General features: G+C 39.2%; 16 protein-coding genes and 2 pseudogenes. 5 read left to right on the top strand and 13 right to left on the bottom strand.

The features are described from left to right. Nucleotides 1-90 precede the first annotated feature (90 nt). The 5 genes from ENGE1_RS02225 to ENGE1_RS02205 form a co-directional block, all read right to left on the bottom strand. A complete protein-coding gene (locus tag ENGE1_RS02225) occupies nucleotides 91-306 on the bottom strand; it encodes a hypothetical protein (RefSeq protein WP_000655891.1) in 216 nt (71 codons plus the stop codon). A gap of 454 nt (nucleotides 307-760) precedes the next feature. Beyond that, nucleotides 761-1,036, bottom strand: coding sequence for a hypothetical protein (locus ENGE1_RS02220; protein ID WP_064360522.1), 276 nt, complete (start codon nucleotides 1,034-1,036; stop codon nucleotides 761-763). 9 nt (nucleotides 1,037-1,045) lie between these two features. Then, nucleotides 1,046-1,597, bottom strand: a complete 552-nt coding sequence (locus tag ENGE1_RS02215) for a hypothetical protein (protein WP_064360521.1) — start codon at nucleotides 1,595-1,597, stop codon at nucleotides 1,046-1,048. 5 nt (nucleotides 1,598-1,602) lie between these two features. Further along, nucleotides 1,603-2,178 carry a hypothetical protein gene (locus ENGE1_RS02210; protein WP_064360520.1) on the bottom strand — a complete coding sequence of 192 codons (576 nt, stop codon included), beginning with the start codon at nucleotides 2,176-2,178 and terminating at the stop codon, nucleotides 1,603-1,605. Between the two features lie 505 nt (nucleotides 2,179-2,683). After that, nucleotides 2,684-3,016: a hypothetical protein gene (locus ENGE1_RS02205; protein WP_064360519.1), complete on the bottom strand. Its 333-nt coding sequence runs from the start codon at nucleotides 3,014-3,016 to the stop codon at nucleotides 2,684-2,686. 895 nt (nucleotides 3,017-3,911) lie between these two features. On the opposite strand from ENGE1_RS02205, the gene ENGE1_RS02200 reads away from it, so the two are divergent. The 3 genes from ENGE1_RS02200 (at nucleotide 3,912) to ENGE1_RS26570 (ending at nucleotide 5,868) form a co-directional block, all read left to right on the top strand. After that, the gene (locus tag ENGE1_RS02200; protein ID WP_001548721.1) at nucleotides 3,912-4,481 is read left to right on the top strand and encodes a replication/maintenance protein RepL; all 570 of its coding nucleotides are present in this window, start codon (nucleotides 3,912-3,914) and stop codon (nucleotides 4,479-4,481) included. Further along, a complete protein-coding gene (locus ENGE1_RS02195) occupies nucleotides 4,478-5,269 on the top strand; it encodes a hypothetical protein (RefSeq protein WP_064360518.1) in 792 nt (263 codons plus the stop codon). The genes ENGE1_RS02200 and ENGE1_RS02195 overlap by 4 nt, the downstream gene beginning before the upstream one ends. Nucleotides 5,270-5,574: 305 nt before the next feature. Continuing rightward, entirely contained in the window at nucleotides 5,575-5,868 is a 294-nt protein-coding gene (locus tag ENGE1_RS26570; RefSeq protein WP_064168142.1) for a hypothetical protein, read from the top strand. Nucleotides 5,869-5,963: 95 nt separating this feature from the next. Here ENGE1_RS26570 and ENGE1_RS02190 read toward each other — a convergent pair whose 3' ends face one another. The 7 genes from ENGE1_RS02190 to ENGE1_RS02165 all read right to left on the bottom strand — a co-directional run bounded on the left by ENGE1_RS02190 (nucleotide 5,964) and on the right by ENGE1_RS02165 (nucleotide 9,168). After that, nucleotides 5,964-6,359 carry a hypothetical protein gene (locus tag ENGE1_RS02190; protein WP_064360517.1) on the bottom strand — a complete coding sequence of 132 codons (396 nt, stop codon included), beginning with the start codon at nucleotides 6,357-6,359 and terminating at the stop codon, nucleotides 5,964-5,966. Between the two features lie 112 nt (nucleotides 6,360-6,471). Next, nucleotides 6,472-6,765: a hypothetical protein gene (locus ENGE1_RS02185; protein ID WP_049121561.1), complete on the bottom strand. Its 294-nt coding sequence runs from the start codon at nucleotides 6,763-6,765 to the stop codon at nucleotides 6,472-6,474. A gap of 91 nt (nucleotides 6,766-6,856) precedes the next feature. Further along, nucleotides 6,857-7,144: a hypothetical protein gene (locus ENGE1_RS02180; RefSeq protein WP_064360516.1), complete on the bottom strand. Its 288-nt coding sequence runs from the start codon at nucleotides 7,142-7,144 to the stop codon at nucleotides 6,857-6,859. A gap of 16 nt (nucleotides 7,145-7,160) precedes the next feature. Next, nucleotides 7,161-7,547 (bottom strand): hypothetical protein, encoded by a 387-nt coding sequence (locus tag ENGE1_RS02175; RefSeq protein WP_049111561.1) that lies wholly within the window; start codon nucleotides 7,545-7,547, stop codon nucleotides 7,161-7,163. 14 nt (nucleotides 7,548-7,561) lie between these two features. Beyond that, nucleotides 7,562-7,873 (bottom strand): hypothetical protein, encoded by a 312-nt coding sequence (locus ENGE1_RS02170; protein ID WP_001515481.1) that lies wholly within the window; start codon nucleotides 7,871-7,873, stop codon nucleotides 7,562-7,564. A 29-nt stretch (nucleotides 7,874-7,902) separates the two neighbouring features. Continuing rightward, nucleotides 7,903-8,118 carry a helix-turn-helix transcriptional regulator gene (locus tag ENGE1_RS26565; RefSeq protein ID WP_073971291.1) on the bottom strand — a complete coding sequence of 72 codons (216 nt, stop codon included), beginning with the start codon at nucleotides 8,116-8,118 and terminating at the stop codon, nucleotides 7,903-7,905. A gap of 186 nt (nucleotides 8,119-8,304) precedes the next feature. Next, nucleotides 8,305-9,168 (bottom strand): DUF6387 family protein, encoded by an 864-nt coding sequence (locus tag ENGE1_RS02165; protein WP_048287092.1) that lies wholly within the window; start codon nucleotides 9,166-9,168, stop codon nucleotides 8,305-8,307. Nucleotides 9,169-9,731: 563 nt separating this feature from the next. Here ENGE1_RS02165 and ENGE1_RS02160 point away from each other — a divergent pair. Then, nucleotides 9,732-11,036: a tyrosine-type recombinase/integrase gene (locus ENGE1_RS02160; protein ID WP_064360515.1), complete on the top strand. Its 1,305-nt coding sequence runs from the start codon at nucleotides 9,732-9,734 to the stop codon at nucleotides 11,034-11,036. A 19-nt stretch (nucleotides 11,037-11,055) separates the two neighbouring features. On the opposite strand, the pseudogene ENGE1_RS26560 reads toward ENGE1_RS02160, so the two are convergent. Continuing rightward, nucleotides 11,056-11,911: pseudogene (locus tag ENGE1_RS26560) on the bottom strand (IS110 family RNA-guided transposase); the annotation flags it as partial. Nucleotides 11,912-11,989: 78 nt separating this feature from the next. Between ENGE1_RS26560 and ENGE1_RS29440 the strand changes: the two are divergent. Further along, nucleotides 11,990-12,588: pseudogene (locus ENGE1_RS29440) on the top strand (IS6 family transposase). The last annotated feature ends 21 nt before the right edge of the window (nucleotides 12,589-12,609 follow it).

Below are 12,609 nucleotides of genomic sequence, written 5' to 3'. Positions count from 1 at the left end.
AGTGCACCTCAGATAATGGGATTGACATGGCTGGCTGCTCGTTCAAAAAATGAAGATGGATACATAACAAATCCCCTTAGTAGGTAGATATCAATGAAAATCAGAATCACCGCTCAGAAGTTTAATTAAAGCAAAGATCTTCGCGATATAAGAAAGATAATCTAAGGCTGTGTGGCCTTTAGAATTCTCCTCGATTCTCTTTTCAAGGGTCAGAATCGCATCATCCAGTTTTTTCAAAGAGCTATTGTCTACAGTGTGTTTGCTCTTTTCACGCACTTGGCGCAAAGTGTCTAAAACATCTTTCATAAAAACCTCTCATTTTAACAACACGATGCAACTTGCATCCCCGCCAAAATGTCTTGTGGATCGTGTTGCACACCGTAGACAAAGCCAGCCAACACCCATCCAACACAACTGATTGGATACCCCGCCATTTCAGCATTAAACAATGCCGTATCGTAGATAGACGATTGCAATATACATTTCGCATTAAGTTACGATCACAATGAAGAGGGACATGGGCCACGTCTCGTATTGGAGAAATGGTTGACTGAAAGTTTCACTCAGTCCTTTACCGATCCTAGAGGTTTTTAAAGAGCAAAGACAAACGAGTTCGTTCGTCCATGATTTGATAATAGATAGTTGTTGCCTGACAGGCAACATGTTTTATATGTTTTTTTGGAATATAAAATACTTTGTTATGCAAAAAAACCACACTTAGTTCAACAGATATGGTTTCTTTGCATTTACGGTAAGGGTTTTACATCTTTCGCCTAAACACAACATTATCAGAGAAAATTGCCTTACCTGCGACAAACCCAACAGCCGCAATTATTGGTAGGCTGATAGTAGCTCCCGCCATACCTGTAGACATTCCGATCAGTATAGACAGGCCGAAGGTCAATAATATAACCACGAAAGCATACCAGCCGGGGTAGGTTCCATACAGAACCGTCGCCATGCAGCCGGTGCAGACATGGACATCCCTTTGGCTTTCTTTCAGGCAAAATGGACACTTGATGGTATTGTTTTCCATGATAGCCCCTTAGATCGCTTTCCAGCCATTGCTGGTTTTAACAAGATTAATCATGCCGTCTTCAGGTTCATTCATACCCTTGACGCTGGAGAACGCTTTTTTGTCCACCCATGCAGGAACATCCGCCAACTTCCATGTATAAGACACGCGAACAATTTTCTGATTACCGTTTCCCGGTTCAGTCCATTCCTTTATCTCAGCAACCGCACGATGACCAATACAGGCACCATCTTTACGATCCCAAAACTCAACCGCTTGGCCTTTGTCTGTTACTTCCAGAACATCGACACTACTGAAACCATTAGCTTGTTGAGAAACATCAAGCAGCCCCTGATTAGCCAGACCTTTCAATATTTCATCACTGGCACTATACCCCGCTGAACGGTAGCCATGGTTGACCCGGATGGAGAAGCCCTTATTGAACACAATGTCATTATCCTGCAAGGAGTAGCACAGCTTTGAATGTGAAATCTTCGCATTGATAGCTTTCTCAAAATCACCTTTTTCACCGCAGCCTGATAACAACACGGTAAGGCCCGCAATGGCTAAAAATTTACGCATGGTTCTTATCCCTTTTTGTGACTGATAGTGCCGTTTTTCAGAACAACCAGACGAACTGGCATATCGGCATTGTTGACGGTAGCGAATCCACGGACTTCGAAATTGTTTACAGTTCCGGTGACGCTGACTTTCTGGCCTTTCTTATAAGTAAGAACGGTATCATCAATACCAGAGTAGTAATCCAGCCAGACCATCCCGCCGCAGTAGCTGGTATCGGTTGTTTTAAAGAGCAGATAATAGTTAGGGGCTGATTTGGGCATTCCCGTCATCATGTCGCTGGCACTTCTGCCCTTCGTAACTTCAAGAACAGTTGCGTTGCTGATAGAGATCCTTTTGCCAGTCCACTGTTTCTCTGCCGCCATTGCGTTTTCTTCATAGTCTTTGCAGACAGCACCAAGGCCAGATACAGACGATACCGGGCCAAGGCTTTGAGTGGTGGCGGTGCCCCCCAGCGCTTTACCTACTGAAGACAACGAAGAATTGATTGCTCCATTAACTGTATTCACACCATCGTTGAGCTGCTGGCATCCTGTCAGTGCGGCAGCAGACAGCAGTAGAGGCATCACTATCCGTAATTTCATATCTATCCCCAATGTGTGGAAACTTTATGTCAAAGACAGCCCTACCCATAGGTTGGTCTCTCTGGGCTGTAAAAAAGCATTAATCAATTGATAGGATTCAATTTATTTTTCTGTTCGTCATATCGTTTGTATCGATCGAATTCAAATCATTTGATAGATAAAAACTATCATATATCTATAATCGATCGATATAAACAATTAAAACACCGATCAATTGACGCTAATTTGATAGTTAATATCTATCAAATGCAGTTTATCGATCTTTTATATCGATCAATAAGAGGTGTAATGTACACGAAGAGCCATGTCAGTAGCTGTTTGCACATGGATGGAGATAGAAAGGTATAGGTCAGAACAGGTAATACCCTGTCGACCATTACGCAGACAGGGATTGTTAGATCTCAGGTAACGTAGCTATCTTCCGATATGGTGTTGCAAAAACCTGTATGCAACGCATGTTTTAATATGCTGTTTCATATGGAATGGTTGCTACCATTCAGATTTTTCAATCATCTTCCAAAGCACTCACACCGCTTGCCGGGAAATTGCTTTTCATATTATTCGATATCTTCGGAACTAAGGACTCTATTGTTTCTTCGCTAACTTGGCTCAGTTCAGAAATCAATCTTCTGTATGTATTAATCATTCGTTCCTGATCAAACTGATTTGCTGATTCTGATAAGAAGAAATAGCCATAATCTTTGACATGGATATTATCACCACTTTCCAAAGTGAGTTTTATTCCTTGTTCATTTTCTTCAACTTCTTTAACAATACAAGTCATAAATGGTATTTTTTTATTTGTATGAAAGAGCGTAATAATCTTAATGTTGTTCATTCATTATTTTCCTTCTTTTTTATTATTTAATACCATATCGAATCGGTAAAAATCAAATTTAACTCATATAATAAACGTTTTACCTGTTTTTTCTTATTCTTTTGAGAAGATATTTCTCTTATGAGCTAACGCTCATGTGCTGACGCACGGCTACGCCCTAACTCTGTAAAATATATTTAACGATTTAACAATGGTCCTTGCTATGTTTTAGGGTAAAGCCAAAAGGATCAACATCTATTCTTTTATTCATGATTAAATATTTTAGATCCTATATTTCATAACAGTATTAGCACTAAAAAATATAGTATTTGCTCTTAAACGCATAGGAAAACTATATCTCCATAGCAGCACTTCGTGATTGTTCAAAACAATCACATTGCTGGAACAGGGTTCATCCCTGTTGATGATGGATTTATCCATGAATAATTGCGGCGATAGTCGCTATGAGGTAAATGGGAAACAATTTCAACTTTAATAAGATATCAGCAGCGCTTAGTGATTGTTTGAAACAATCACTTCGCTGAGATATAAATTGAAGAGAGGAAACCAATGCAATAAATAGTTAAACTATACCCTTGAAATGCCTCTGCATAGTTGTTCTCAACTTCACTAATTGAATAATGAAGAAGGAAAATGCTCTCAGGGCAGCTATAGCTCAAAACCAAGTACCGACATCCGGGAGTTAAAGTCCCGAATCCCGGTACTTAAGTTGATAAGTATTCTCAAATAAAAATGATAAAGTGTTATTTATATATATTATGTAGCACTACAAGTTTCATAAGTAAAAACATCAAGTGTTAGTTATTTTAAAAAATATAAACTTTAAGTATTGACTTGCACGCAAAATATAGTATTTACTTAAATGTATAACTAAAAAAATAAAGGAGTAAATACCATGATAGAAAATAAGATACAAACTGAAGTAAAGAAATCAAGAAGAGGTCTCCCACGTCATACTAAAAACCCATTTCTTAATGATACAAGTCTACATACAAAAACTGGAGTCAGACGTATTACTACAGGAAAAGATCGATTAGCATTAATTAATGAAAATACTGGAGAGCAAGTTGGTAATGGCGGTTTCTATCAGGCTATGGAGGTTGATAAGACACAGTTCGTGAAACTTTATGTTGACGGAGTATCTGCTATTGAAGGACTGTCTTCATCGGGTAAAAAAGTTTTCAAGATCCTTTATCTTGCTATCAGAGATAATAAGGATACTGATACTATTTTGATGTCATACGATATTGTTGATCAAGATGTCGTAAAAATATCCAGAACAACATATTTCAAAGGCATGAAAGAACTTGCTGACAAGAAGTTTATTGCAGAGACCATGATACAGAACTATTACTTCATTAATCCAGACTATATGTTTAATGGCGACCGTTTAACATTTATGAAAACATATTATCTTTCCAGCAGTAACTCTAATAAACCCAGTAATAATAAGGTGAAGAAATGAAATACTTACCCGGCTCACTCGAAATAAAACTGCATGATAGATTATCAAAAACCGATATTCTTGATATCTTAGCGGAACAAATGACTATGCTTGAGGAAACATTTGGCATTGAAGAGTTCAAACTCTATTCTTTTCTTGAATGTTATATTGATAGTAAAAAACAGTCCTTTTATCATGAAGAACATAATACTGTTGTAAATTCATTTGACTTACAAGGTAATGAGAAACTTGAGAACACAGCAAAAATAATTTCAAAAGATGGTAATAAAAGAATCGTCTCTTTTGATAAAAATATCGATGTAGATAGAATACGTTTAACAGTTGGAAGTATTCAGAAACATAATCCGTATCGATATTGGTCTAACAATATTCAAGTCATTCCATCATCAGTAGTCAGCAACATCATTCAAGATAAAGAAAGCCAACTACAATTAGAAAGAGATAAACTTTACTTCCTCAACCAACTGAGACGTAAACAAGAAGAGGAACAAAGGCGTAAAGAGCATGAGGAATTTGAGCGTCCATTAAAATCACTCATCGCAAGAAAGATCATGGAAAGCGGTCTAACTGATGTAGAGTTCAAAAGAACAATATGTTCCAGCTTCGACTATATAAAAAGCGGCGCTGTAATAGCAAAATACCTAGCCAATAAACCTGATTTATTAGAAAAATATCATGATTCCCGATTAATAAGAATGTCCATCAAAAATGATGAAGGTAAAGTCGGCAAGGTTGAACTTTATGATCTTTCTGGAACACTAATTTTTGAAAGCTATAAAAACAAATAAGAGAGGTATGATATGCAATGTTCATGTGGTAGAGAAATGACAGAGAGGTTTTCTGTTTCTAAGAAATGCAACTTGAGATGGGAATACTCTTTTTGTAAGTCTTGTGGAAGAATCGATGCAGATTATCTTTATAGCTACGATAAAACACAGTTTATTGAACGAGGTTATTCAGCAAGGCTAAATTATAGAGACATGACAAGAAAAATAGATAATTAAATCCATGCCTCTCCATTAAATTTGACACTTTGAACCAATCCCTTAAAATAAAATATATACACAATCCACTAAAAATAAGAGGAGTCAACATGACAGACCATATAAAAAAAGCACAGGAAAATGAAACAATTATTGATGGTGGTAAAGTTTACGATGAGCTTAGGCGCGATTATCTTAACAGAAGTTTCCTTTTTCCTTGCTCAGATGAAAAAACAGATGATGATTTTAATCCTTTCAGTGACGAAGCATATAATAAAATGAAGTCCTTGCATGATGAAAGAGATAATCTTAATTTTAAAAACAAAATGAAAGAGATTAAAAGGAATTTATCTACATCACAAAAAAAAGAAGTCGAAAAAATAATGAAAAATAAAATAAAATAATTTTTAAATATCCAGCCATGAAAAACACTTTCTCCGATGAGATAAAGATCATGACTACTTTCTTTATCTGAATATATAGAAGCCTACATTGACTTCTATATCCCATTAAACCTATTAAATATTTTTAACTTCCAATATTCAGAACCTTCCTCTTTCTCTCGAAGATTGGCCTCAAGATTCTTTATGATTAGCGCTTTTACTCCTTGGTTATGTGCTGCCATTACTTTGTTAAAGAGTTCTTTTTCATCTATATCTTCCCGTTTTACTTTTTCTGTTCCATTCACTTTTTTGTAGTAATCGAAATCATCGAATAGATTGTTTATTTGTATTTTAAGTGCCTGTCCCACACACTTTTCATTTTCAATGATCATTACCGCTTCATTATGAAATCCATGTGCTATTTCGTATATGAAATCGCAATATAATGATAAGACCGTGCAAATAGCAAAAGACATTGATTCATTTTTTTCGTATAATACCACATCATTCATATCATATTCCTCTTGTAATCGATGTACAGCCCCATTACGGGGCCACATAATCTAAATCAGTGAGTAGATAACAACTCTGCCCATGATTTCTTAATCTATTTTTATTTTGATATTATTTACAATACTCCCATGAATGCCGGACCAGACGTTCCGCTACCTCTTCAAAGTTTACTTCTTCAAGCTTTCCTTCCAGACATTCACATTGGATAATGATGTAAAAATTTTTACTGATATGCTCAATAACATTGCCGATGAAAACACACATAAAATCCGCATCATATACCAAGTATGAGACATTATCAGAGGCCATATCCTGCATAACCTTCCAACTAGCCTCAAACGAACGCTCTGCAATATTATAAAACGTTTCTGTAGATACACTTTTAATTTCAAAAATTTTACTCATGGTTACGCCTCACTATTAAATGATATTTGTTTTCTTTTTTATTTTTTTCGCCCCATGAATGAGGCTAAAAATGATTTATTAAATAACCTTTTTATCTTCGTTTGTGATTAACACGTAATGTTATTAACACCACCTCCTTATCAACCATTTTTACTGAATGCCCTTGCTCATAATACTCAGCCCTGACTACTTTTTTAAAAGCTGCACCTGCCTTTTTAATGCTCTCTTTATAAATGCCTTCCATGAATGCATCATCCTTCATTAACATCTCTACTTCATCGGGTCGGATTTCCTTAAGCGTATTTATTTTCATTTCATAGAATAAACTTGCCATATGCATGAAAACCTTCCGGGATTCTTTTATCAGTTTTTCACTCATTCCTCTACCTCTTGATTTATATTACAGACTGTTTATTTGCGCTGATTTCTATTCTTTTGTAATAAAGAACATAATCATCACCATTAAAGCATTTAATCAAAAACTCATGATAACTACTTAGTATAGTTTTAACCTCTGGAACTGATATGTATTTAATCTTTATCTCTTCAGCACTTTCAAACCATTCCTGTAGCGTGAGATTAATAATATCCATTATGAATATCTCCCTGTAAAATCCATCCTTCATTTTTTTCAGAAATTCATCATCACTTAGATTAAAGTATAAGTAATGTATTAACTCGTTATAGGTATTTACAACATCAGTAGCAAAGTTTGCTGTCTCAGCATTACTTGCGGATATTTTAACGGGTATTTCATTCCAGCCTAAACATTTTTCGTTCATATTCACCTCTCTCATTAATAGTTAGTACGATACGCAGAGTAAATAACTCTCAGATTCCTTCTCACCTCATCCAAGAACAGATAATATTCTTTCCCTTTATTATCTTTCATTGATTCAGCAAACTCTTGTTTTGTTCGTTCGATCACTTTTCCAATCACTTCTTCAATATAAAGTCGGTCTTTAAAATGACGCTCATAATCATTTCCCATACAATCAATCATGACCTGAAGATGTTTTCTAAAGTTATTTATTGCCATTTCCATAAATACTTCTGTCTCATCATTCGTAACAGTCACCACACAAGGCAGTACGTTTTTACTTTTCATCTTAACCTCTCATTATTTAATAAAATTTTTTAGATATGATTGCGAGAATCAGAAATGATTTTGTAAATCCATTCATCAATCTCACTTTCAATAAATGCTATAGAGCGCAATCCGGTTTTTACTTGCTTAGGAAATTTACCCGCTCTTATTAAGGCATATATCCACGTTTTACCAAACCCTGTTCTTCTTTTTACTTCTGGCAAACGAATCAGTTTCGGATGTTTATCTGTTTTGTTTTGAACCATATTATCTCCTGTTTTTTTTACGTAATATCTTGGATATTTCGTTTTTTAGTATGTTGTTCGATGGAGATAATTCTAGGATTTTGGCTAGTTCTAAACTAGGGATGTTCACCAACCGTGAGTTTCGCGGAAATTTTTGGAGGGATACGCTTTTTAGGGATGTTCGCAGGTTGTGAACATCCCTTGTGTTTACTTTTTGTTTTTATCCGAGGATTTATCGTTAAGTGTTATCACATCAACGATATACCAATCCTTCAACATATTGTTTTTAATATAGAAATCATTTAAAACCTTGAAGTACTCATCGTTATCAAGATAACTTTTCGCGTAATCATAATCAGTATCTTTGATGTTCTCACTACTTCTGACCCCATTATTACCATGCAGGATGTCAGCTAAAATGGTGAAAGGTATGTTCTTACCTTCGTTGTAGAGCTGTTCCCATGAGATCAAATCCATCAAAGGGATGACTTTGTAATCAAGTATTCTTTCAAAGGTCTTATGACCAAACCTAAATTTTCGTTTCGGGGGTTTAGGCGTTTTCAGGTGCTTTTGCCATAGAGCAATCAGTACTTTCAGATGTTCTGCGAGATCGTCACTGCTGGCTTCTTCCAAGTCAATTTCAATCAGCATCTTGTTAGCAGGGTTCATGCCTCCTTGTTTCAGATACTCAGAGATGTAGTCGGAACTCACTGCAACAGGGTCTGTTTGCTCTGAAGTCTCCAGCCGATACATAGCCCGCCCATAGTTGAACAATTGAACTCTGGTCATTGGTCTTACAGCATAGCTATGCGACAGTCTGTGATTGTCTGAAATCCAGTCTGATTTAAGTATCACATCACCACATCGGATTGTGGCATCATGGTATATCGCTTGCATTTGATTATCTTTGCCTGCTGTTTCCCATTGTTGTCTTGTTTTGTAAGCCAACATCCGTCTTTCAAGCTCTGCATAGATTTGTTCTAAGGTGAGGTCTTTCAGGCCATCATATCGGCGTACATCAAACCAAGATAACGCTGCCCTGATTTCTTCCATTTCCTTTTGTGTAGTCATTGTTCTACCGATTGCTTTTGTGTTTCCTAAACGTTAGCCCATTCAACATGATAGAGAAAGTGGAAAAGAGGAGCGGGTTTTCAAAATGGTGTGAGCACAGTAAGTGACCTTGAAGGTCAGTGCTTTCACCTTGACTAAACATGATTTATTTAATAAAAATTAACCAATTGTTTTTAATAATTTATTTTAACAACAATAACGACAACATCATGTTGATAATGAAAGTAAATTTAGATGCTTATAGTTAGATGATTATGACAACAACGAATTGTTTTTAATTGACATTTTTACCAAAAGAAAACAATAATGATGGTAAATATGTTGGTAAAAATATGGCTAAGTTTAACAAAAGCAGTAATAACAGGAGGTGTAGATGAAGTTCGAGTCCAGTCAGAGGAGCCAAATTCTTGTTTTCATGCTGCTTTGCGAATCCCTATGTGATTCAGATTCAATAGGTTAGCGTGGAAAGTCTTCCCGATGCATTTTCAGTTTACTCTCCGCATCGGGAGAATTTGGTGGTCAGATTTGGGGTCAAGTTGGTTCGATGACGGAGTGACCCCCAAATGTCTCTTAACGACTCAAAAATCCGCAGCTTAAAACCATCCGAAAAACCCTTCAAAGTATCCGACTCTCACGGTTTATACCTTTTGGTCAATCCATGCGGTTCACGTCTCTGGTATCTCAAATATCGCATCAATAAAAAAGAATCCCGCCTCGGCTTAGGGGCCTATCCTGCAGTATCTTTGGCCGACGCTCGTCAGCAGCGTGATGGTATCCGTAAATTGCTGGCGCAGAATATCAATCCAGCTCAACAGCGCTCTGCTGAGAGAGCCACTGCCTCACCAGAGGAAACCTTCAAATCAGTGGCGCTAAGTTGGCATAAAAGCAACAGAGCATGGTCGGAGAGCCATGCAACCCGCCTGCTTGCCAGCATGAACAATCATATCTTCCCGATAATTGGACACCTGCCAGTCACAGAACTGAAAACCCGCCATTTCATCGACCTGCTGAAAGGAATTGAGAGAAAAGGTCTGCTGGAAGTGGCGGCACGCACCCGGCAGCATATGTGCAATATCATGCGCCATGCGGTGCATCAGGAGTTAATAGCGCATAATCCGGCGGCCAATCTGAACGGTATCATCGCCCCTCCCATTAAACGCCACTACCCTGCCCTTCCGCTGGAGAAACTGCCGGAACTGTTGACTCGCATTGAGGACTACAAGCAAGGGCGAGAATTAACCCGTTTGGCAGTATCACTTACTCTGCACCTTTTCATCCGATCCAGCGAGTTGCGCTTTGCCCGTTGGTCTGAAATTGATTTCAAAAACAAAATCTGGACCATTCCAGCCACCCGAGAAACCATACCCGATGTCCGCTATTCAGGGCGTGGCGCGAAAATGCGCACTCCACATATCGTACCCCTCTCCAGTCAATCCATCACTATTCTGAAACAGATACGGGAAATATCCGGGCATCAGGTGTTGGTATTCCCCGGCGATCACAATCCGTATAAACCTATGTGTGAAAACACGGTCAACAAGGCGCTACGCATGATGGGCTATGACACAAAAGATAAAATCTGCGGCCACGGGTTTCGGGCAATGGCCTGTAGTGCCCTGATGGAGTCTGGCCTATGGCCACAGGATGCGGTTGAACGGCAGATGAGTCACCAGGAGCGTAACAGCGTTCGAGCGGCTTACATCCATAAAGCAGAATATCTCGATGCCCGTAAAGCGATGATGCAATGGTGGTCGGATTATCTGGATATGTGCCGGAAAGCGTATGCCCCACCTTATATTTGTGGGAAGGAAATCAGTTGCACAATGGGATGGACTGACCCCGCCCAAGTAGACGATCCTGCCCTATAGTTTGAGCATAGCAACTGTCTTACGAGCCCGAATATGAACCATGTCGGTGATACAACGGATCCCATGCTTCATTCTTTTCAGCAGTGCGTTCAGTATGGTCAGTAGCTTTCTGATGCAAGCATTTTTAGGTTTTCCTGCAGCGACCAGTCGTGTATAGAACTCTTTAATTGAGGGGTTGTGCCTCGTCCCAACAAGGGCTGACATATAGAGTGCTGTAGGGACGGAAGCCCGTCCTCCGAATACCGTTCGGCGAACGCGTATTGTGCCGGAATCCCTGTTTACTGGAGCACCCCCAATAAACGCGCTAATTTCACGTCGTGACAGCGAACCAAGCTCAGGAGCTTCCGCCAGTAACACAGCAACGGTCGCAGCCCCAACACCTTTAACTGCACTCAGTAGATCAGATAATTCACTTAAATTTTTAGAGATATGAGAAGCCATTTCACCCTCGATGCGGGCAAGTTCCTCTTTAAGTGCCGAAATTATGAACCTGATACTGTCGTGGCTCTGGGGATGTGAAGGATGTAATCGAATCCCGCTCAGCGGTGAGCATTATCGTTAGCTGTCTACGCCTGACTACCATTGCGGCCAGGAGTTGCCTGGGAGCGTCAGGTAAAGAGCGAATGTATTTTCCCCGCTCAGATACAGGTTAATAACTTCGGCCATCTGAAGAAGAACTCTGGCATCAATTCGATCGGTCTTCGCTAAATGCCCATGGCCCGGGCAAAATCGCGTGCCTGTCGGGGATTAATAACGACAACATCAAAACCTTCAGACTGAAGATAGCAGGCTGCACCGGACTCCATACCTCCTGTTGCTTCCATCAGGATCAGTTTTGTACCATTTAGCCCTAACTCTTTGATTATCTTATTAAAAGGTGGTGTCACGTTAATCTTGCACCTGTTGTCTGCGCTGCATGTTTGCGCTAAATTCCACTGATACAGACATCACAGATCAGCTTCAAGTATCACCGTTTTCCACCGCAGATAGTCTCTCACGCGGTTTGGCTCTATCTGCGCTTCAACTTAAGTTTTCGGGAAGTCGAGGAAATGTTGTTGGAACTAGGGATCGACGTTTCCTATGAGACTGTTCACCGCTGGGTAAAGAAATTTGGCCCGAACATAACCTAAAACCTTCGTCGACGCCAGCCCAAGCCTGGCGATATCTGGCATCTTGATGAAGTAGCGGTTAAATGTGGCGGCGAAAAACTCTGGCTCTGGCGAGCCGTTAATCAGTTTGGAACGGTTCTTGAAGAAATACTGCAAAAACGACGGGATAAAAAGGCAGCAAAAGCGGATGTGGCTCCGGGTATTGAGCACTGGTCGCATAAGGGTCTCAATAATCGGGCTGAGAACAGCCACCTGCCCTATCGAAAACGGGAACGAACCCTGCAGCGTTACCAGTATCCAGGAGCATTGCAGCGGTTCGTCACCCTGCATTCAGCAACGCGCAATTGTTTTCCGTCCCCTCCCGCCGCCGAGCCGCCCTCACAATTCGTTACCATCGTCTCGAAGCTTTCGAGACGTGGAACATTGCGGCATTTAATGCTTGAAAATATGCCAAGGTCGCCAAT

This window comes from Pluralibacter gergoviae ATCC 33028 = NBRC 105706 (genome assembly GCF_001598855.1).
Taxonomy (GTDB): domain Bacteria; phylum Pseudomonadota; class Gammaproteobacteria; order Enterobacterales; family Enterobacteriaceae; genus Pluralibacter; species Pluralibacter gergoviae.
The sequence above is the reverse complement of the archived record's forward strand: the minus strand, read 5'-3'. Positions and strand labels throughout refer to the sequence as shown.